Origin of the sequence: Paraburkholderia sp. UCT70, assembly GCF_050434085.1 — a bacterium.
Taxonomy (GTDB): domain Bacteria; phylum Pseudomonadota; class Gammaproteobacteria; order Burkholderiales; family Burkholderiaceae; genus Paraburkholderia; species Paraburkholderia tuberum.
This window is the reverse complement of record NZ_JBNPVZ010000003.1, coordinates 416,298-436,101: the sequence shown is the minus strand read 5'-3', so window position 1 is coordinate 436,101 and position 19,804 is coordinate 416,298. Positions and strand designations below refer to the sequence as shown.

Genomic DNA, 19,804 nt, shown 5'->3' with positions numbered 1-19,804 from the left:
GCGAAGCCCGAGTGTGATGGCAGCATGGCGCCCGACCGTTAGTTGCGCATCCGACAGGAAGACGTTCGGTCATCTGCGCCAACGTATCGGAGACCGCAGTTCGGCGCGAAGCGGACGAAGTTCGCCGGTCGGATGGCTTTACACGGGTCTCGTCATCCCTTGCCGAGCGGCGGCCGACTCGGGAATCCCGCCATATTGCTCAGCTGGGCCAGTTCATTCGCCGCCTCGCGCAGCAGCATCGAATACTCGTGAATCTTCTCGGTCGTCAGCCGCACCCGCGGACCGGCCAAACTGATGACGCCGACGCAACGCGAGCCGCTCACCACGGGCACCGCCACCGCTGACATGCGCGGGGCAAACACCTCGTCGATCATCGCGTAGCCACGCAGGCGCGCAGCGTGCAGGAAGCCCAGCAGCGCCTTGAGCGTCGTCGGCGCATTGGGTCCAAACTCATTGGGCTGTCCAAAACCCTGCTTCAAAACCAGTGCCGCCGCCTGTTCGTCAGTCATTGTCATCAGCCATGCGTGTCCGGTCGACGTGCATGAAAGTCGTGCTGCCTGGCCCATGTCAGGATCGTAGCGAAAGCCGATGCGCTGTCCGTCCGCCTTCCCCACCCAGATGATTGCTTCGCCGTCCACCAACGACAGCCGCGCCAGTTCACCTGTCTGCGCAGCGACGCGTTCGATGATCGGCTGGGCGATATCCGCGATGCCCGTCAGGCTCAGGAATTCCAGCCCGTTCGACGTCATACGCATTGTCAGAATGTAGCGGCTGTGATCGACCAGTTGCCTGACATAGCCGCCTTCGATGAGCTCGGCGAGCACGCGGTGGCACGTGCTGCGGGGCAGGGACAAAGCGTCGGCAATCGCCAGAAGGCCCGCGCCTTCGGCTTGCGTCGCCAGGAAATCAAGAATTCTCAGGCCGTTTTTGAGCGACATTTCGCGTGACTTTCATTATGTGCAATGCAGTTCCGGTGCGGAACGCCTCGCTTTCTGAGCGCAAACAATAGCACTTGTTCGTCGCCAGAAACGAACGGTTCGACATATGAAGAATTCAGGAGACAACATGTCATTTTTTTCTGATTCAGACCTTGCCGCGGAACAACAGTCCGTGCAGGCTCACTTGATGGCGCGTCGGGCGGTGGCAGGCGCAACCGTCGGAACGGCGCTCGAATGGTTCGACTTCGCGCTGTATGGTGTGGTCGCGGCCACGATCCTTCCAAAGCTGTTTTTCCCATCGCTGGACCCGACCGCCTCGCTGCTCGCCTCGCTGGCTAGTTTCTGGGCAGGGCTTGCCGCACGCCCGCTAGGCGCGGTGATCTGCGGGATGCTCGGGGACCGTTGGGGACGCCGCAAACTGATGCTTATCACCGTGTCGGTAATGGGGGCTTCATCGTTCCTGATGGGGCTGTTGCCCACTTACCACCAGGTTGGCATCCTCGCGCCGACGTTGCTGGTGACACTGCGCATCATCCAGGGATTCGCGCTTGGCGGCGAGTCGACGGGCGCGCAACTGATGGCGGTCGAGCATGCGTCTGCTAACCGACGCGGTTTGTATTCGGGCCTGCTTGGCATCTGCTCGCCACTCAGTCAGATTCTCGCCAACTTCTCGCTCTTTACCCTGGCCGCGTTGCTTTCATCGGACGACTTCGACTCCTGGGGATGGCGAGTCCCGTTCCTCGCAAGCTTTGTGCTGGTGCTGCTGGGCATCTACATCCGCAGGAAGGTTAGCGAGACACCCGCCTTCGAGGCGCTCAAGAGGACTGCCGCTCCCACACGCGCTGCCAATCCGCTAGGCACCGTTTTCAAATATCACTGGCGCACCGCGCTTCGCCTGACGCTGTTCTTCTGTGGCCCGGCCGCACTGTTTTATCTGATCGTGGTTTTCTCGCTCAGCTATCTGACGAAACACCTCGGCGTACCAAAACAGACCGGTTTCATGCTGCTGATGGTTGCGAATGTCTGTGCCATCGCGGGAGCGCTGGCGGGCGGTTATCTGAGCGATCGGATCGGACGCAAACGTGCGCTGATGATCGGCTCGTTCTGCACGCTGATCTGCTGCCTGATCTACTTTCCGATTCTCAACCAGAACTCGATCGCCATGACGATAGCCGTGATGGGCGCCTTTCTCGGCTTCACACAGTTCCAGAGCGGCATCCAGCCGGTGTGGTTCGCCGAGTCATTTCCGACCGAGGCGCGCTACACGGGGTCCGCACTGTCGTACTCGGGAGCCAACCTGCTCACCGGCGGCCCGATGCCAATCGTCGCCGTGGCGCTGCTCAATGCCTTTAACGGTTCCCCTTGGGCCATCGTAGCGGTCTGTGGCTCGCTGAACCTGATCTCCTTCCTGATGATCGCAATATCCCGGGAAACCAAAGACACGGCCCTGGAACGCTCTTCTACACACTGACACCATGACTCGCAAACTCTACATCCTCAATGGCTCCAACCTGAACATGCTGGGCGCGCGGGAGCCTCATCTTTATGGCAGCACTACGCTGAAGGAGATCGAACAGAACTGCCTCGCGCTGGCCGCCGCCCTCGAGTTCGACTGCGTATTCCGACAAACGAACAGCGAAAGCGAGTTGATCGACTGGATCCAGGAAGCGTTCTTGCAGGACGCCGCGCTGATCATCAATCCAGCCGGCTTTTCATTTGGTCGGATTCCGGTGCTCGACGCAGTCAAGCTCATCCGCCGACCAGTAGTGGAATTGCATATCACCAACATCCACCGACGCTCGGAGGAATATCGTCACTCGACGATTTCGGTGGCGGCTACCGCGGTAATTTGCGGGGCTGGCGCAAACGGATACTTGCTGGCAATCCGCGCGATTGACGATCTGTGGGACAACCAGACCTGAGCCAGCTCCTCCATTCATGAAGCACGCAGGGCTCCTCGATGGAGCCCGCTTCGGCCGCAGCACCGGCTTACCCTGCGACGCTATCCAACGCGGCGGCACGAATGAGCCGTGTCTCTTGTGCCGTGATCAGATGGCCCGATGCCTTGAGATAGGCGGGGAAATCCGGATGCGTATCGCGTGCAAGGCACCGTCGTTCGTAGTCTGCCAGATCGTCATACCCCCACAGGTGGGTGAACTGGTTCTGCGGCCCGACCAGACTGGTCCAAAAACCGAGCGGATGTCCAAGCGTCTCGAGCAGGATTGGCATGGCGAGCCTGTCAAACACGTCGAGAAACTCGGGCATCTTGCGCAGCGCGATCGTGTAGACCCGGAAATCCAACAGGGGCTTTGCCAGATACATGGGGCGGGTGCTCATGCGTACACCTTCTCTTTGGAGGTCATGGCTTTGGTGGCGATCGCGTTACCGGTGACATAGCCGAACGTCATGTTCGGCCCATGGGTGATACCGGCGCCCGGATAGTTGCCGCCCATCACGCTGCGCCGGTCATTGCCGACCGCGTAAAGGCCCTCGATCTCGCTGCCGTCGGCCCGCAGCACCTCGCCGGTGACGCTAGTCCCGAGGCCGTCGAACGTGCCCAGATCGCCCATCACGACCTTCACCGCATAGAAGGGGCCGGTCGCAATAGGCGCAACGCAAGGATTGGGCTTGTTGTCCGGATCGGCGAGATAACGGTTGAACGATGTGCGACCGCGATGGAACGACGGGTCTTCTCCGCGCTCCGCATCGAGATTGTAGGCATGGACCGTCATCTCAAGCGCATCGGGAACGATCCCGCAATTGCGCGCCAACTCGCCGATCGTCTCGCCCTTGATCAGGTAGCCTTTGCGCAGCAACGGCCCCACTGGCATCGGCGCGGGCTTGGCATATCCCAGTCCATACTTGCCCAGCGCCACCTTGTCGCAGATCAGCCACATCGCCGTCTCCCGCTCACCCTCGCAGGCGCGCATCAACGCCGCGCCGACATCGTGATAGGAGTTCGATTCATTGGTGAAGCGCCGACCGCTCCGCAACACGCCAATCACGCCGGGCTTATAGCGGTCGAGCAGATGCGGGAATACGCCAGTGCGGCCCTTGCCGAAGGGCACCTTTGAGACAGGCATCCAGGCCGCCGCATCGGCGAAGCCGAGCTTCACGGCACCACCCACCTTCTCCGCCATGGTCAGCCCGTCGCCGGTATTGCCGACGGGCGTGGGCGACAGATGCTCACCCCCACGCTTCACATGCGGATAGACCTGCGCGATACGCTTGAGATCGTGCGGGAAGCCACCACAAGCCAGCACGACACCGTGCCGTGCGGTGATCCGAAGGTCGCCGTCCGCTACGGTCGCGCGCACACCGATCACCTTGCCGTCCTCGCTCAGCAGTTCCTTCACACGCGTCGACGTGAGGATCGGAATGTCGATCGCCAGTGCCGACTTCGCGAGCCTCGCGGCGAGCGCGTTGCCGCTCGTGACGTTGATCCCCCGCCGGTAGAGCGCCAACTCCTTGACGTGCGTTGCCAGACGGCGGGCCACATAGAGGAACGAAACAAGGGACCTGGTCGCGCGAAAGAAGTGCTTGAGGTCCGCATTCGAGGAATTGAACATCATTCCCATGAACGTGATCGTCTCGAGCGGCGGCTTGAGGCGGCGCATGTCCTTGCCCAGCCCGCGAATGTCATAGGACGCGGCAAGGATCGAGCGGCCGATGTCGACGCCGCCGGGCGCATCCGGGTGATAGTCCGGATAGAGCGTGGGCACGAACTTCATCTCGGTCTCGCGTTCGAAGAACTCGACCATAGCCGGCCCGTTCTCGATAAAGCACTGGACCGCGGCGGCATCGAAGTTGTTGCCCGTCTCGCTCATCATGTATTCGCGCACGCGCTCGACGGTGTCAGCCGGGTTCTGCTGTCGGCCGTATTTGCTCAGCGGAATCCATAAGACCCCGCCCGACAGCGCGGTCGTACCACCGAACACGGGCTCCTTTTCGAGCACGATCACATCGAGGCCGCGCTTGCGTGCAGTGATCGCAGTGGCGAGGCCCGCGGCACCCGATCCGACCACGACCAGATCGCAAGTGATCTCCTTGGTCATATCCAATCTCCTTATCGTTATGGTGTGATCCAGCTCACGCGGCCGGGGTCGCGTTGAAACCGGGGCGCGGGACCATGTCCATCAGCATGCAATCGAGCCCGCCGTCGACGAGCACCTCCCGCGCCATTGACGTAGGCAGCCAGGTCAGAGGCGAGGAACATGGCCGGGCCGGCGAGATCCTCTGGCTCGCCGATGCGGCGGCTCGCGGTGGCTGCGGCGCGGCGAGCCTCGAAGCCGGGCTCCTCATAGAACTTCGCGGACAGCGCGGTGCGGATCATGCCGGGCAGCACGCAGTTGCTGCGCACCCCGCGTGGGCCCCACTCCGCCGCCAACTGCCGCGAAAGCAGCAACACGCCCGCCTTGCTCGGGCTATAGGAACCGCTATTGGTCTGCGGATTGAGCCCCGCAATCGAGGCAACGTGGACGATACTGCCCTTGCCCGCCGCCAGCATGTCGCGCCCGAAAGCTCGGGCACACAGGAGATAGCCGGTCAGGTTAACGGCGATGGCCTGGTTCCAGTCCTCGATCGAGACCGTCTCGAGAGTTCCGGCGCGCAGAAGACCTGCATTGTTGACGAGCGCGCCGGCTGGCCCTAGCTCTGCGCGAACCTTGTCAGCAGCTGCGGCAACCGAGGCTTCGTCCGACACGTCGCAGCCGATCGCCTGCGCCACCGCACCGGCCTTCCGAAGTTCGGCGGCGAGCGCTTCAGCGCCGGCAAGATTCCGATCCACAAGCGCCACATGTGCTCCGACTTCGGCGAAGGCGCGTGCGATGCCGGCACCAATGCCGCTGCCCGCACCCGTGACCACGCAGACCTTTCCGTGCAGGTTCAGCGCGTACGGGGTCAACGCAGCTGCGCGATTTTCAAGTACCTGTCTCATGTAATTACCTTCCTGAAATTTGTATGCGATTACGCTTCTCTGAAATTCGTATCGCCATTGAACGCCTCGAGCGCATATGGAACAATGGACAGAGATCACATAGAGCAGGACATAACGTGCATCATGGCCTCTGACCAGCAGCGCCGCCGGACCGTGCTGCATTTCGCGCTCTATGGCGCGGAAGCGGACCAACCCTGGGTCGACATGGTCCATTACGAACGCATTCCCCTGCGTGCCGGCCGTTTCGACTTCGACATCGAACCGCACGTCCACGATGCGCTGATCCAGGTGCTCTACGTCACCGCCGGGGGCGGCGAGACCTTCATCGACGGCAAGACCTGGGCGGTCGTTGCGCCATGCCTGATCGTCGTGCCAGCGCGCTCGGTCCACGGCTTTCACTTCCGCAGCGACATCGACGGTCACGTCATCACGGCAGCGCAGTCCGCGCTGGAATCGCTGGCGATGACGGCCGCGCCCGAGCTGCTGGAATTCATCCGCACGCCGACCGTGCTGTCGATCGATCCCGACGTCGAGCGCGGCACACCTCTGGACACCCTGTTTCAGTCGATCGGGCACGAGGCGGAGAGCCACGAGCGCTGGCAGTTCACCGCGGGCGCAGCACTGACGATCGCCCTGTTCGTCAAGATCGGGCGCCTCAGCGAGAGCGCGCGGCTTTCAGCCAGTTCCGAGCAGCGGACAATGGCCGCCCGGATCGAGCGGTTCCGCGCCCTGCTCGACCGACATTGCCGTGAGCGGCGGCCGGTCGCCAGCTATGCCGACGCGATGGGCGTGACCACCGGCCAGCTCTCCCGCATCTGCCGCGCTACGTTCGGGGTCTCGGCAATCGAGGCGATCGATGCACGCTCGATCCACGAAGCCAAGCGGCTGCTCGGCTATTCGACGCTCAGCGTGAAGCAGATCGCCAGTGAACTGGGCTTTCAGGACGAGGCCTATTTCGGTCGTTTCTTCCGCAAACAGACGGGACTCCGGCCAACCGAATATCGCTCCGCGGCCCACGATCGATCCTTGCCGCCAGAAAAGGCGAGAGCGGGCTGACTCGCCCTCGCCCCCTGATCCGCTTCAGGCCGACAACCCATCTAGCCTCACGAACAGGTGCTCCGGCCCGGAGTTGGTCAGATTGTTGCCCCGCACATACTGGATCGGCCTTGCCGGATCGAGCGCAATAGCGCCAATCTTGCGGGCCAGAGCCTTCGTCGCGATCAGCGTCTCCAGCTTGGCGAGCGGCGCGCCAAGGCATTTGTGCATGCCGTTGCCGAAACCCAGATGGCCGCAGGAATCGCGGTCGATGTCGAACGTCTCGCCTTCGGCGAACTTGCGGCTGTCGCGGTTCGCAGCCGACAGCAGCAATCGCACCACCGCGCCCTTGGGCAGATCGACGCCCGCGATAGTGGTCGCCTCGGTGGTGATTCGGCTCACGCGCTGGACGGTACCGCGATAGCGCGCCACCTCCTCGACGAACCGGTCAGCGTCGGCGGGGTTTTCGCGGATACGTCCCAGCAGATCCGGCTGCTCGGCAAACATGCGAAAAGCGTTGGCGACAAGGATAGTCGTCGTGTCGTGCCCGGCGATGAAGACGAACGCGCACAGCTCCTTCGCTTCCTTTTCCGAAAGCAGCCCGTCCTTCCACATGCGCGCGATATGTCCGCCGATCGACTGGCTGTCGGTGAGAGCGAGCCGCTCCAGCGCTTGCTTCAGGTAGGCGAAGAAAGCTTGCGCGCTCTGCTCGTCGGTGCCGGTCCCGGGCGCATTGCGGGCGAGGCGCCCGAAATAGCTAAAGGTCTCGTCCGACCAGAACTTCATCTTTTCCTCATCCTCGTTCGGCACGTCGATCATCGTGGAGATGGTCGAGATGCTGAGCGGGATCGCGAAATCGTTGACGACATCACCGCCGCCTTTGGCAATCATCGCGTCGAGGAGGTCCTCCGCCCTTTGCGCGATCTGATCGATAAAGGGATCGAGCGCCAAGGGCAGGAATGACGGCTGGACGACCTTGCGTAACCGCGAATGGTCGGGTGCATCGAACAGCGTCAGGAACGTCAGCGGCGGCGGGCTGACGACCTCGGAAGAAAACAGCTTCGGGTTGCGGATCGCCTGGTAGACATCGTCATAGCGCGACAGGAACCACACGTCCGAAGTCGACGACTGGCAACGCAGCACTGGCGCACGCTCCCGCATCCAGCGGTAGTGCTCGTAAGGATCGCCTTGCGAGCCGTCATCGACCACCTTGAATGGCTCCAACCCCTCGGGCCAGTCCAGTTCGTGTGAATAGGACGGAAGCGTGCTGCCCGTGAATGGGCAGACTTGCGGCGTGCTCTGCGGCACGGCAGACGGGAGAGCGGGGGCCGCCGCGGCCACGGGTGCCTTCTTGCCCATCGCCATGCGCTCCAGCGCCCGGCTCATCGTGGCCCTGGAATGGAGCGCATGCAGCGCAATCACGTCGCGCGCCGCGTTCAGGTCGCCCAGTTCGAAGGCGGCGACAATGTCCCGGTGCTGCTGGACGATATCGCCGACGATCTCGATCTGGTCGGTCAGCGCGCGAGCGATGTAGTCCTGCACGGCCAGTTGCCGGTAGAGCGCGATCAACTGTGCGTTCCCGGAAGCTTCGATCGTGAACATGTGGAAGGCGTGGTTCGCCTCGATGTAGCGTGGAACGTCAGTAAAGTGCCGCCCGCGCACGAACGGCGCCGTCGCCTCGGCGAGCTGGCGGAAGGTGATCAATTGCTCGCTCGACAGCCGGCCCATGGTCAGCTGAGCCGCCCCCAGTTCGAGAGCCATGCGCAGGTCGAAGGCTTCATCGACATCGACAGGAGCGATGCGCTCCTCGCCGGTCTGGACCACCAGGCCTGTACCGGCGAACTTCTCATAATAGAAATTGCGCGGCGTCAGCCCTTCGGACGACAGAAAATCGCGTACCGCATCGACCATCGGCGGCGGGCCGCAGAGGTAGACATCCGCATCGCCACCGTTGAGCTGGGAAGCGCTGATGTGGTGGGTCACATAGCCCTTGTTGGGATGGGCACTGTCGGGGCTGGAGACGGTGCAGGCATAGGTGAAGTTCGGCAGGCGCTGCGCATAGGTTTCGAGCCGGTCGATGCCAACCAGATCCTCATCGGTGTTCACACCAAGGATCATGTGGATCGGATACGGGCTGCCGTCGTCCTCGACGATCTTGTCCAGCATCGAGAGGAACGGCGCGAGGCCCGTGCCACCCGCCAGAAACAGCACCGGCCGCTCAATGGCGCGCAGGTAGAAGCTTCCCATCGGGCCGCGAAACTCGATTGCGTCGCCTACTTTGGCGGTTTCGCAGAGCCAGGTCGACATCACCCCTTGACGCACATTGCGCACAAGAAAGGACACGTGCGGCTCGGACGGCCCCGAGCTGAAGGAGTAGGACCGTGTCTGGTCGGTGCCGGGCACCTGGACGTTGACATACTGCCCAGGAAGAAAGCCGAGATCCGCGCGGTTCTCGAGCTCGACCGAAAAGGCGATCGTGGTGTCCGACGCTCGTTGGCAGGCGACGATCCGTCCCCTGTGGGAGGAGGGGCCGGTACCCGAGACATCGGAGTTCGTGGCGATCTGGATCACGCAGTCGGAACGTGGGCTCATCTGGCAGGTGAGAACCTTGCGGGCGCTCGCCTCCTCCGGGCTAAGCGCATCTTCCACGCAGTCGCCCAGAACGTACTCGCCGGACTCGCAGTCCGCCTTGCAGGTGCCACACACGCCATCACGGCAATCGAGTGGAATATTGATCTTCCCGCGAATGGCGGCGTCGGTGACGCGCTCGCCCTCCTCGCACTCGATGAAGCGGTTCACTCCGTCCTCAAAACGGAGGGTTATCTGATGGGCCATGGCGGTGTCTCCTCTAGAGCCGCCCGAACACGCCGCTCCGCTGGCGGTATGTTCGGGCGGGGTGGCGCGCGAGGTAGTTTTGTTTCTCGCAAGCGCCAGGTGGGCTTAATGGCGCCAATTTAGAGCCTGAGCCGCGTTCCCCTCAATGGACAGAGACGACGTTCACCCGGACAAAACGTGCATTGTGATGGATGCCGGATGCCCATAGTAGTCCGGACCTCACCTGCTTTCCGCGGCCAGAAAATACGCGTCGACCACATTAAATCCGTTGCGCTGCGGAGCCGGACTCAATCAGGCTAAACGACGCCTATCATCCAGATACCGCCCAGCGGCGCACGCGCAACAGGATGGGCGGGGACTCACGCACTGAACGTGTTCGACGGTCGATCCCGGTTTGGGAGGTCACATGTCATCGCTACGCGCAAACGATCTGCTCCATTCGAAGGAAGGATTCCGCCTGCATGGCCAGGACCTCGACTGCTGGCGCCGCTGGGGGCCTTATCTGAGCGACCGGCAGTGGGGCACCGTTCGCGAAGACTACAGCGACTACGGAACCGCATGGGAGTATTTCCCCCACGAGCATGCGCGCAGCCGCATGTACCGCTGGGGCGAGGACGGCATTGCCGGATTCGGCAACGACCCACTCGACTGGTGCGTGTCGCTCGCGCTCTGGAACGGGCGCGACCCCATCCTGAAGGAGCGGCTGTTTGGCTTGACCAATGCGCAAGGCAATCACGGCGAGGACGTGAAGGAGCTTTACTTCTACGTCGATGGCACGCCGACGCACTCGTACATGAAGATGCTGTACAAATACCCCCACGATGCGTACCCGTATCAGGACCTGATCGAGGAAAACGGCCGGCGCGGCGCCGATCAGCCCGAATACGAAATCCTCGATACGGGCGTGTTCGACAACGATCGCTATTTCGACGTCTGGGTCGAGTACGCGAAGCACACACCCGACGACATCGTGATGCGCGTAACCGTCGAAAATCGCGCGGATCAGCACGCGCCACTCCATGTGCTGCCGCTCTTCTGGGCGCGCAACCGCTGGGCGTGGTCAGGCAAGCCCGGCAAGCCGTCGCTCACGCTCGAGCCGGAGTCCGCCGAGGGCGCGCGCGTGATCGCGCACAACCCCGCGCTAGGCACGATGATCGTCACGGCCTCGGCGCGGCAGCCGATCGAATGGCTGTTCTCCGAAAACGAAACCAACGTCCGCCGCCTTTTCGGCATCGCCGGCGCAGGCCCGTTCAAGGATGGCTTCAACGATTACCTCGTCGATGGCGACGAGCACGCGATACGCCGCGACGCGGGCACCCGCGCCGCCGCGCTTGTGGCCCTGTCGCTCGCGCCGCACGAGCGCGCGGTGCTATATCTGCGCTGGCGTCCGGCGGCACTAACGGGCATCACGCGCGACGACGTGCCGCTCGACTTCGAAGCGCTGTTCGCGCGCCGGATCGCGGAGGCCGATGAGTTTTACGCCGCGCTCCAGCACGACATCAGCGACGCCGATGCGCGGCTCGTGCAACGCCAGGCGCTCGCCGGCATGCTATGGACGAAGCAGTATTACCAATTCGACGTGACGCGCTGGCACGACGGCGACCCCGGTCAGCCGAAGCCGCCGAAAGGACGCCGGCACGGGCGCAACGCCGACTGGCGGCATATGTGCAACGGCGACGTCGTATCGATGCCGGACAAGTGGGAGTACCCGTGGTACGCGTCCTGGGATCTCGCGTTTCATGCCGCCGCGTTCGCAATGATGGACCCCGACTTCGCGAAGAAACAGTTGCTGTTGCTCGTGAAGGAACGGTACATGCATCCGAACGGGCAGTTGCCCGCCTACGAATGGGCATTCGGCGACGCGAATCCGCCCGTTCATGCATGGGCGACATGGCGCGTGTACGAACTCGACCGTGAAGTCACGGGCGTCGGTGACCACAAGTTTCTCGAGGTGATGTTCCACAAGTTGCTGCTGAACTTTTCCTGGTGGGTCAACCGCAAGGATGCAGAGGACCGCAACATCTTCCAGGGCGGCTTTCTCGGGCTAGACAACGTCGGCATCTTCGACCGCTCTTCCCCGCTGCCGACGGGCGGCCGCATCGACCAGGCGGACGGCACCGCCTGGATGGCCTCGTATGCGCTCGACCTGATGCAGATCGGACTCGAGCTCGCGATGACGAACAACGCGTACGTCGAAATCGCGGTGAAGTTTTTCGAGCATTTCCTGTATATCGCAGAAGCCGTCGGTTGCAGCGAAGGTTGCAGAACGGGGCTATGGGACGGTCACGACGAATTCTTTTATGACGTACTGCATCTTCCAGACGGAACCCGTGTGCCGATGCGCGTTCGCTCGATCGTCGGCCTGATTCCGTTGTTCGCCGTGCATGTGCTCGAAGAACGCATATACGGCCACCTGCCCGGCCTGCGGGAACGGCTCGCCTGGTTTCTCGATCACCGGCCCAATCTCGCCAAACTCGTATCGCGTTGGACCGAACCCGGCAAAGGCAACACCACGCTGCTCTCGCTACTGCGCGGATACCGGATGACGGCATTGCTGCGCCGCGCGCTCGACGAAGACGAATTTCTGTCCGATCACGGCGTGCGCGCGCTGTCACGCGTGCATCGCGATACACCGTACGAGTTCGATCATGGCGGCGCGCACGTCTGCATCGCGTATCAGCCGGCCGAATCGGAATCGCGCGTATTCGGCGGCAATTCGAACTGGCGCGGGCCTGTGTGGATGCCCGTCAACTATCTGCTGATCGAATCGCTGTATGAATTCCATCGCTACTACGGCGACGAGTTCCGCATCGAATATCCAACGGGATCGGGCAACCGGTGCTCGCTCAGCGAGATCGCCGACGGTCTCGCGCGGCGTGTCACTACCCTCTTTCTCAAGGACGAGCACGGCGTGCGGCCCGTGATGACGGCTTATCCGCAGTTGCAGGCCGACCCGCGCTCGTCCGATCTCGTGCTGTTCCACGAGTACTTTCACGGCGACAGCGGACGTGGCGTCGGCGCTTCGCACCAGACGGGCTGGAGCGGTCTCGTCGCGCTGCTGCTACAGCCGCGTCTGATGAAGCTGGCCCACGTGGCGTCCGATACCGCTGCCGAAAACGTGCGGGCAGGCGAGCCAGTCGCCGAAGACGCGCTGCCCGCGATGGCGCGATAGACGGGCATCGAAAATCCGGAATCGATCGAGACGCGACTCCCGAAACTCTATGTCCTCGACCTATCGGACCAAAGTCTGATTGACCGACCTGAAGGTCACGTGTCTGATTGTTTTGGGAGGGTCCACGTGGCCACCGGAAGACGCGACCCCACGGGTAAGCGAAGACATGCTCGCACCCCACCGGCAAGTTTCCTCTACATGGTCAAAGGCGAACCGCGAACGTTTCGGCCTCCGCTGCCGTATCAATCGTAGGAAGAGCGCAAACATGGACTGGAACCGCTGGTACAGCTTAAAAAGTTACCTCAGATCTTCCCTGTGGACGGTACCGCTCGTCGCGGTGGCGATCTATGCCGTGGTAAAACCGCTCACTGAAATGCTGGGAAGGTGGCTGATCGGACACGACATCCTCGATCCGAAAACCGGCCTTTTTGCGCTGTCCATGACTGGAGCGCGGTCACTTGTCGGCGACATCGTTTCCGCAGACCTGGCGTTTCTGGTGTTTACCTTCGGTTCGCTGCTCGTCGCAATCCAGGTCGCTGGCGGTCAATATACCCCGCGGATCATCGCGACGACCTTGCTGCGCGATAACGTGATCCGCAGCATCTCGGGATTGTTCGTATTCACGCTTCTGTTTGCCAACAGAACCCTGGGCTGGATGGGTGACAGCGAGGTGCACCAGCTTCAGGTATTCATCGCAGCGCTATTCGGATTCGCTTCTGTCGTCGCATTCCTTTTCCTGATTGATTATGCGGCGAAATGCCTGCGTCCAGTAAGCCTCGTGGCTCGGGTTGGGGAGCACGGGATCGCGGTCATCGAAAGCGTCTATCCCGAGCCAGCGACGGGCCGAATCACCCCGCCGAGACTTGACCACGAGCGAGGCGTACCTGGCCGTATTGTTCGCCATAGCGGTACATCCGGCATCGTTCTGGCCGTGAATCTCGAAAGACTTGTCGCCAAGGCGAGGCGCACTAACTCGGTTATCGAATTCGTGCCGCAAGTCGGCGACTTTGTCGCGGTGGACGAACCCTTGTTTTATTTGTACGGAGACTCTGACGCAATCGATGAAAACCGGCTGCGTACACTGGTTGCTTTTGGGACTGAACGCACGATGGAACAGGATCCTATGTTCGCGTTTCGCATCCTTGTTGATATTGCGCTGAAAGCGTTGTCGGCTGCGATCAACGATCCAACAACGGCCGTATTGGCCATCGATCAGTTGCAGCGGCTATTACGTGTAGTCGGAAAACGGTCTTTGTACACCGAAGAGATAACGGATAAGTCCGGACTTGTGCGCGTCATCTATCGAACACCGAACTGGGAAGATTTCGTGCATATCAGTTTCCGCGAGATACGTCAGTACGGCGCGGGCAGCATTCAGATCGCGCGGCGTCAGCGCGCGGCGATAGAGAATCTCCTCCAGTGCTTGCCGGAGCATCGCCACGACGCCTTGCGTGTCGAGCTGACTCTGCTGGACCGTGCGATCGGCTCGAAGCATCCATTTCCGGAGGACCTGGCGCTGGCCCGTATCCCCGACTCGCAAGGGCTTGGAGGCTCGGAAAGCTCGACAGCAAGGCAACCCATCGTTTGAAAGGCAAACCATGCGAAAACTCATCATGGGCATCGTTGAATTCCGGGAGAAAATGCTGCCGCAATACGCGCAGCAGTTCAGCAAACTCGCGCTCGCGCAGACACCTGATGCGCTCTTCATAACGTGCTCGGACAGCCGGGTCGTGCCGGATCTGCTGGCATCAACCCATCCCGGCGATCTCTTTACGATGCGCAACGTGGGCAATCTGATACCACCGGCGACTGCGGAGGGCGTCTCTACCGGAGATCTTTCCGAGGCAAGCGCGATCGAATATGCCGTGCTGGTGTTGAAAGTCGCGAATATTGTCGTGTGTGGACATTCAGAGTGCGGCGCGATGAAGGCCGTATTCTCCAGGCACGCCAAGCTGAAATCACCAAACCTCGATAAATGGCTATGCCACGCCAACAACGCAGCGTTTCGCCTCGAACAGGAAGGTCCGCTCGACGATAGCTTGAAAGCGCACGATCAATTGTCGCAACTCAACGTACTCGTGCAACTCGAGCACCTGATGACCTACCCGATCGTCCGCCAGCAAGTCACTGCCGGGGCACTCGTATTGAGCGGCTGGTGGTTCGATATCGCGACTGGCGCCATGTATGCCTATGAGCGCACGAGCCGCTCATTCGAAGTCGTCGATCGCACAATGGCTGACCGGATGATTGCGCGCCTTGCCGCACGGGCGAGATGACGGTTTGCGAAGCCCGCGACGGGACCGGCATGTCGCTAGCGACCAATGCAATCCCTGCGTCGCGATGCAGACGGCAAGTTCTGTTTCAATGTTCGCTTCCGCACACTTTGTTGCAGAAGAACATGTCACCGCGAATATTGCTATCTACAGTTCATGCGTCGGATCTTAAGAGGCCCGCGCGCAGTTTTGGTTGTCAGAACGTGGCATGCAGCGCCTGTTGGCAACGGCATTGACTCACACTGACGAGGCCTACATGACCGATTTGAACACGCTGTGGACATACATCAAAAAGCACGCGCCACCCGGCGGCATCGATGGCTTTGACGGCAGTCCCGGAAAATTTCGTGACTTGCAGCAGTACCACGAGAAAAAGGTCTCCCGATGGGAAAACGCGGGAGGCGCATCAGTCAGGAAGGCGGGTGAGTTGATTACCGGTCCTCTGGAGGTTTGCGGTCTACGGCGCGAAAGCACGCTGCTTTCTACACCGGACAATCCTAAGAGAATCGCCGTCGCGGCGATGCTGCTGGCGATGTCGATCGTCCTGAATCTCGATGAGGAAACGCTCAGAAAGGCTAAACCCATTCTGGAAAGGCGCGATATTCTCGACCTCGAAATGCGGTTGAAAATTCTTCTGTCGACGGGCGATGTCTTCCAGTCGAAGCGATTTCCAAGTCTGCAGTTGAAGAACTTCAACAGTGTGTCGATCGGCTTCGAAAGTGTTCAAACGACTTTCCTCCTCGGCGCGGAAAATGCCTTCGAGAGCGCCACCGATCTGCTGACGTTGATGCATCAGCGGCTTTTGCACGCTTCGTCCGGCATACCGGAACAGTACAAGGAAACATTCACCAGCTATTTCGGTAATCCAGACGACAAAGTGGATGTCGCGGCGCTTGGATTCCAAGGCGGCTCAGATCTGGGGTTGTCCGGTAGTCAAACCAGAAGCGCGTTGGTGCGCGCGGTGCTGCAATGCGTCTGGAAGGGCATCCAGATGAGGTCAGTGCGCCTCTATTACGGTGGCGGCAGCGTCATCCCCAATGTCCGGGCCTATGCCCCCGACCTCAAGACAGTTCGCCGCGACGGAAAAATAAACATACACCTGGCGATCGACTTCTTCGGTCTCGAACAACAGGTGATTCATGACGGAACGAGCATTAGCCGTGGCGCGGGCCTTATTCACGAGTTCACTCATGCACTGGCCGGGACGATAGACGTCGACCAGGCATTTATGCCAGGCCGATGCCGGGCGCTCGCAAGGGATAGGAATTTCGGACCGCGCGCGCTCGTCAATGCGCAGAGTTATGCATCGTTCGTTGAGGACGCATTCGGCTGACGGTTGCGCAGTCGACCGCATTCAGCCGCCCGCTGTTTGGATGGCTGAGAAGGGGCTCTTATGCACTTTTGAGCGGCGCATCGAGCGGGTCTCCCGCCTTCAGGCGATCAAGCGAACGGCCAGCGCTTAGGTGCACCTTCCGTTCCATTGATCTGCAAGCCTCTCACTGTTACAGCAAAGGCGTAAGCACTTGGTCAGATAGAACGAGGCTTCGGCGTCGTCAGCACAACGCTGCGATATCGCGAATTGGATGCAGTGCCAGATTATTCGTCATCGTCCCCGTGATGATGATGGTGCTCCCAGCCTCTGTGCCAACCATGGTCATGGTGCCAGTGCCTCTCACGGTCGTCGTTGTATTCGTACCCATAGTCATATGTGTAGCTCTAGTTGGCAGATAAACGTGAAGTGTCAGCCTGCTAACCGTTTGTAAGGCGCTGTGCCCTCCGGTTCTCTGCGTGCTTACGAAGCACTCAGCGAATCGCCATAGACACGCACACGCTCACCAACCTGAACGGTAGGCTGCGTGTCGTAGTTGAAGTTTCGATAACTGCCATCCTGCATTCTGACTTGCACCTGGTAGGTGGCATCTTTGCGTACGGCATGTTCGATACCGTTACCGGCAAGGCCACCGCCAACTGCACCCGCTATCGTCGCCAGAACACGGCCGCGCCCTTGACCAACCTGGTTGCCCAGCAGCCCGCCTGCCACCGCACCGCCTACTGCGCCGAGCCCGGTGGTCGGCTCTTGCGTTTGGACTGCGTTGACCGCGACGACTTCACCTGCATTTGGGTCGACGGCAGCCGGTCGAGGTGGCGGCTGGGTGGCATCACGGTAAATATCGTCGTGCGCGTACCTGGGCGCTGGCGACGGCGCACTGCTATGGTGGTGATGAACAAGGGGTTCGCTCACCGTGTTGGTCCGCGTGCGTTGTTGCTCCGCATACGGTTGAGCCGAGTCGAGCGGCGTGCCGGCTGGCTGCACGGCGACCGCTGCAGTTTGCGACAGCGGCGGCGTTACCGCCCGGGATGTCGGAAGCAGACCGGTCATTGCGGCGATGCCGGTGCCGCTGGCGAGAATCACAGCAACGGCAGCTCCGGCGACCAGAGGATGAATGCGGCTGTGCGGGGACGAATCGGAAGGCAGGTTTGTGTTCATTGCTGGCTCCATGGTATGTGCCTGGAAGAACGCCAATGCCATCAAACCGGTGGACCCTGCTATTGTGAGATTTGTAAGCGGTTGTAGCTAGCCGGGACGCGTTGGCATCACCCGCTCCAACGGGCCACGATGCGTCACGCGCCTGCAAGCGATCCGCGTGCGGTGCGCACCTCCGGTAGAGTCGTGAAAAGGAAAAGTGCTTCGGCTGCTGTAGACCGCATTCGGCAGTAGCCGGCCAGAACGAGACAGTCGATTGAGCCTCCTAAATCGCCGACAATCGGACACGCACAAACTCGACGGGGGTGAAGGTGTCGCTGCACGATGATAACGAAAGCTACATCAGTCGGCTGAGGAAAAAGGTTGGAAGGGATTTGATTTTGAGTCCCTCCGTTGCAGCCGTGATTCACGATCATGAAGGTAAACTGCTGCTTCAGGAGAAATCGTCCGGAGAGGCGTGGAGTTTGCCCGCTGGTGGAATTGAACTGGGAGAAAGCCCGCAAGAGGCCATCATCCGCGAGGTAATGGAGGAGACCGGATATGCAATCCGCATTCACGGCATTCTCGGCGTGTTTGGCGGACGGCCGTTCCGATACACGTATCCAAGCGGCGACCACGTCGAATACGTAGTGACTCTGTTCCAATGCAAAATCATTGGCGGCTCCGGGATACCCAGCGATTCCGAAACCAAGTCAATTCAATATTTCGGAAGGCACGAGATGCCGGAACTGGCACTCCCGTATCCTAAAGATGATTTGTTTCGCCCTTTCTAAGATCACAGTCGGACGCCGTTGTTGCTTGACGTGCCTCCAGATTCGGCCATGAACGGACGGTCGTCGGCGAATACTGAATCGTCGACAATTTCGACGCGGCGAACAGCCAGTAGAATGTGGCGGATTACCCAGATACCCTTTCCCGCGTTCGCCTGGTTGGAAAAAGCAATGACTCATGTGATCCGCATCGTCCGATGGGAGGCGTTAAGCCCGGCCCAGAAAATCGACGTTGAGAATTTGAAGATTTCCGATCAACAGATTGAGTATGCTGGGCCAACTCACCGCGCAGTCGAGGCTTGCATATCCGAGCTGACTGGCGAAATCCAAGGCGCGGCTATCTTCCACATGGAAGTAATTGTAGGTTTTCTCGTTCTGAAGAGGCGAAACGCCGCCCCCAGTTGGGCTTCAATGGGAGCCGCCGTCATTTCGGCCCTACGTATCGACTTACGCTTCCAAGGTCTAGGAATCGGAACGGCTGCGCTCCAGCGTCTGCCGGAATGGCTTTTGACCCACTGGGCCGACACCAAGTCCATTATGCTTTCCGTCGACGAAGAGAATGAGACCGGGCGCCGTTCGTATGCAAAAGCCGGCTGGGTGGATCTGGGAACCCGGGACAAGGGAAGAATCGGGTGGGTTCGCTATATGAAGCGCGACCTGCAAACGGTGTTTGCTGTCTCTGACTGAGCTCAGGGCAAGAACTCGCTTCGGCCACAACCGGTCACGCGGAAAGGCGGCGACAATTTTCGTTCGACGTATCCTTGAGGATCGATGTTCCGACACTCTTGGCCAACGATCCCGATAACAAAACCCGATGCAAGCACATCTCAGAATAGCCAGACCTGTCAGCGACCTTTCGCGGGCAGAATGCATGTATTGCGCAGCGCTCAGCCTCGTTGTGCTGGCGAAATTTCAAGACCATCAGGGGTTCGACGGGTTGATGCTCGGACGTTCCGGTATGGACTATCACTTCGAGTTCACACAGTGCCGCGAACATCCGGTAGCGCCAACACCAACACGTGAGGATTTGCTGGTGTTTTACGCCCCGGATCGAGTTGAGTGGCAGTCGACTTGCGATCGTCTCGCCGAGAGCGGATTTGTTTGCGTGGCGTCGCTCAATCCTTATTGGGACGTGTCAGGTAAAACATTTGAGGATCACGACGGCTACCGAATCGTTTTGCAAAACTCGGCGTGGCCCTCATGATGCATGCGTAATGCATTTGGATGCCGGCTCGATCGCTTTGCAGCAAGTCGCACGGTCGCGTGAGAGGCGAACTCCGGCCACAAGCTGTCGCTCGACAGTGGCTCTCAAAAGCGGCCGCTCACTGACGTTGACCTACGGAGCGGCAGGCTCTAACAT

General features: G+C 60.7%; 15 protein-coding genes and 1 pseudogene. 10 read left to right on the top strand and 6 right to left on the bottom strand.

Annotated elements, in window-relative coordinates:
- Positions 1-152: 152 nt before the first annotated feature.
- Complete coding sequence (locus OKW41_RS19810; protein ID WP_429573701.1) at positions 153-938, bottom strand: IclR family transcriptional regulator; 786 nt, start codon at positions 936-938, stop codon at positions 153-155.
- Between the two features lie 187 nt (positions 939-1,125).
- Between OKW41_RS19810 and OKW41_RS19805 the strand changes: the two genes are divergently transcribed.
- A complete protein-coding gene (locus OKW41_RS19805; protein WP_429574346.1) occupies positions 1,126-2,409 on the top strand; it encodes an MFS transporter in 1,284 nt (427 codons plus the stop codon).
- 4 nt (positions 2,410-2,413) lie between these two features.
- On the top strand, positions 2,414-2,860 hold the full coding sequence (locus OKW41_RS19800; RefSeq protein ID WP_429573700.1) for a type II 3-dehydroquinate dehydratase: 447 nt from the start codon (positions 2,414-2,416) through the stop codon (positions 2,858-2,860).
- Positions 2,861-2,927: 67 nt separating this feature from the next.
- Here the strand turns inward: OKW41_RS19800 and OKW41_RS19795 are convergent, their stop codons facing one another.
- The 3 genes and pseudogenes from OKW41_RS19795 to OKW41_RS19785 form a co-directional block, all read right to left on the bottom strand.
- Positions 2,928-3,275, bottom strand: coding sequence for an NIPSNAP family protein (locus tag OKW41_RS19795; RefSeq protein ID WP_429573699.1), 348 nt, complete (start codon positions 3,273-3,275; stop codon positions 2,928-2,930).
- Positions 3,272-4,993 carry an FAD-dependent oxidoreductase gene (locus OKW41_RS19790; protein WP_429573698.1) on the bottom strand — a complete coding sequence of 574 codons (1,722 nt, stop codon included), beginning with the start codon at positions 4,991-4,993 and terminating at the stop codon, positions 3,272-3,274. Before OKW41_RS19790 ends, OKW41_RS19795 begins: the two co-directional genes overlap by 4 nt.
- Positions 4,994-5,027: 34 nt before the next feature.
- A pseudogene (locus OKW41_RS19785) lies at positions 5,028-5,874 on the bottom strand (SDR family NAD(P)-dependent oxidoreductase).
- A gap of 123 nt (positions 5,875-5,997) precedes the next feature.
- Here OKW41_RS19785 and OKW41_RS19780 point away from each other — a divergent pair.
- The gene (locus OKW41_RS19780; RefSeq protein ID WP_187637452.1) at positions 5,998-6,930 is read left to right on the top strand and encodes a helix-turn-helix domain-containing protein; all 933 of its coding nucleotides are present in this window, start codon (positions 5,998-6,000) and stop codon (positions 6,928-6,930) included.
- Between the two features lie 24 nt (positions 6,931-6,954).
- On the opposite strand, the gene benC is transcribed toward OKW41_RS19780, so the two are convergent.
- A complete protein-coding gene (gene benC / locus OKW41_RS19775; RefSeq protein ID WP_429573697.1) occupies positions 6,955-9,744 on the bottom strand; it encodes a benzoate 1,2-dioxygenase electron transfer component BenC in 2,790 nt (929 codons plus the stop codon).
- Between the two features lie 406 nt (positions 9,745-10,150).
- Between benC and OKW41_RS19770 the strand changes: the two genes are divergently transcribed.
- From OKW41_RS19770 to OKW41_RS19755, 4 genes are all read left to right on the top strand, one after another.
- The gene (locus OKW41_RS19770) at positions 10,151-12,916 is read left to right on the top strand and encodes an MGH1-like glycoside hydrolase domain-containing protein (RefSeq protein ID WP_429573696.1); all 2,766 of its coding nucleotides are present in this window, start codon (positions 10,151-10,153) and stop codon (positions 12,914-12,916) included.
- A gap of 265 nt (positions 12,917-13,181) precedes the next feature.
- Positions 13,182-14,504, top strand: coding sequence for a DUF2254 domain-containing protein (locus tag OKW41_RS19765; protein WP_429573695.1), 1,323 nt, complete (start codon positions 13,182-13,184; stop codon positions 14,502-14,504).
- Positions 14,505-14,514: 10 nt separating this feature from the next.
- Positions 14,515-15,192, top strand: a complete 678-nt coding sequence (locus OKW41_RS19760) for a carbonic anhydrase (RefSeq protein WP_429573694.1) — start codon at positions 14,515-14,517, stop codon at positions 15,190-15,192.
- A 205-nt stretch (positions 15,193-15,397) separates the two neighbouring features.
- Positions 15,398-16,522, top strand: a complete 1,125-nt coding sequence (locus OKW41_RS19755) for a hypothetical protein (RefSeq protein WP_429573693.1) — start codon at positions 15,398-15,400, stop codon at positions 16,520-16,522.
- A 459-nt stretch (positions 16,523-16,981) separates the two neighbouring features.
- Here the strand turns inward: OKW41_RS19755 and OKW41_RS19750 are convergent, their stop codons facing one another.
- Entirely contained in the window at positions 16,982-17,677 is a 696-nt protein-coding gene (locus OKW41_RS19750) for a glycine zipper 2TM domain-containing protein (RefSeq protein WP_429573692.1), read from the bottom strand.
- 308 nt (positions 17,678-17,985) lie between these two features.
- Here OKW41_RS19750 and OKW41_RS19745 point away from each other — a divergent pair, with 308 nt between their 5' ends.
- From OKW41_RS19745 to OKW41_RS19735, 3 genes are all read left to right on the top strand, one after another.
- Positions 17,986-18,447: an NUDIX domain-containing protein gene (locus tag OKW41_RS19745; protein WP_429573691.1), complete on the top strand. Its 462-nt coding sequence runs from the start codon at positions 17,986-17,988 to the stop codon at positions 18,445-18,447.
- Positions 18,448-18,615: 168 nt separating this feature from the next.
- Positions 18,616-19,131 carry a GNAT family N-acetyltransferase gene (locus tag OKW41_RS19740; protein WP_429573690.1) on the top strand — a complete coding sequence of 172 codons (516 nt, stop codon included), beginning with the start codon at positions 18,616-18,618 and terminating at the stop codon, positions 19,129-19,131.
- A 127-nt stretch (positions 19,132-19,258) separates the two neighbouring features.
- Positions 19,259-19,648, top strand: a complete 390-nt coding sequence (locus tag OKW41_RS19735; RefSeq protein WP_429573689.1) for a VOC family protein — start codon at positions 19,259-19,261, stop codon at positions 19,646-19,648.
- Positions 19,649-19,804: the final 156 nt, after the last annotated feature.

Bases quoted from the DNA above. Each gene is read 5' to 3' on its own strand.
- OKW41_RS19800 (WP_429573700.1), top strand. From the start codon at position 2,414: ATGACTCGCAAACTCTACATCCTCAATGGCTCCAACCTGAACATGCTG.
- OKW41_RS19790 (WP_429573698.1), bottom strand. From the start codon at position 4,993: ATGACCAAGGAGATCACTTGCGATCTGGTCGTGGTCGGATCGGGTGCC.
- OKW41_RS19755 (WP_429573693.1), top strand. From the start codon at position 15,398: ATGCAGCGCCTGTTGGCAACGGCATTGACTCACACTGACGAGGCCTAC.
- OKW41_RS19810 (WP_429573701.1), bottom strand. From the start codon at position 938: ATGTCGCTCAAAAACGGCCTGAGAATTCTTGATTTCCTGGCGACGCAA.
- benC (WP_429573697.1), bottom strand. From the start codon at position 9,744: ATGGCCCATCAGATAACCCTCCGTTTTGAGGACGGAGTGAACCGCTTC.
- OKW41_RS19770 (WP_429573696.1), top strand. From the start codon at position 10,151: ATGTCATCGCTACGCGCAAACGATCTGCTCCATTCGAAGGAAGGATTC.
- OKW41_RS19765 (WP_429573695.1), top strand. From the start codon at position 13,182: ATGGACTGGAACCGCTGGTACAGCTTAAAAAGTTACCTCAGATCTTCC.
- OKW41_RS19750 (WP_429573692.1), bottom strand. From the start codon at position 17,677: ATGAACACAAACCTGCCTTCCGATTCGTCCCCGCACAGCCGCATTCAT.
- OKW41_RS19740 (WP_429573690.1), top strand. From the start codon at position 18,616: ATGACTCATGTGATCCGCATCGTCCGATGGGAGGCGTTAAGCCCGGCC.
- OKW41_RS19805 (WP_429574346.1), top strand. From the start codon at position 1,126: ATGGCGCGTCGGGCGGTGGCAGGCGCAACCGTCGGAACGGCGCTCGAA.
- OKW41_RS19780 (WP_187637452.1), top strand. From the start codon at position 5,998: ATGGCCTCTGACCAGCAGCGCCGCCGGACCGTGCTGCATTTCGCGCTC.
- OKW41_RS19760 (WP_429573694.1), top strand. From the start codon at position 14,515: ATGCGAAAACTCATCATGGGCATCGTTGAATTCCGGGAGAAAATGCTG.
- OKW41_RS19735 (WP_429573689.1), top strand. From the start codon at position 19,259: ATGCAAGCACATCTCAGAATAGCCAGACCTGTCAGCGACCTTTCGCGG.
- OKW41_RS19795 (WP_429573699.1), bottom strand. From the start codon at position 3,275: ATGAGCACCCGCCCCATGTATCTGGCAAAGCCCCTGTTGGATTTCCGG.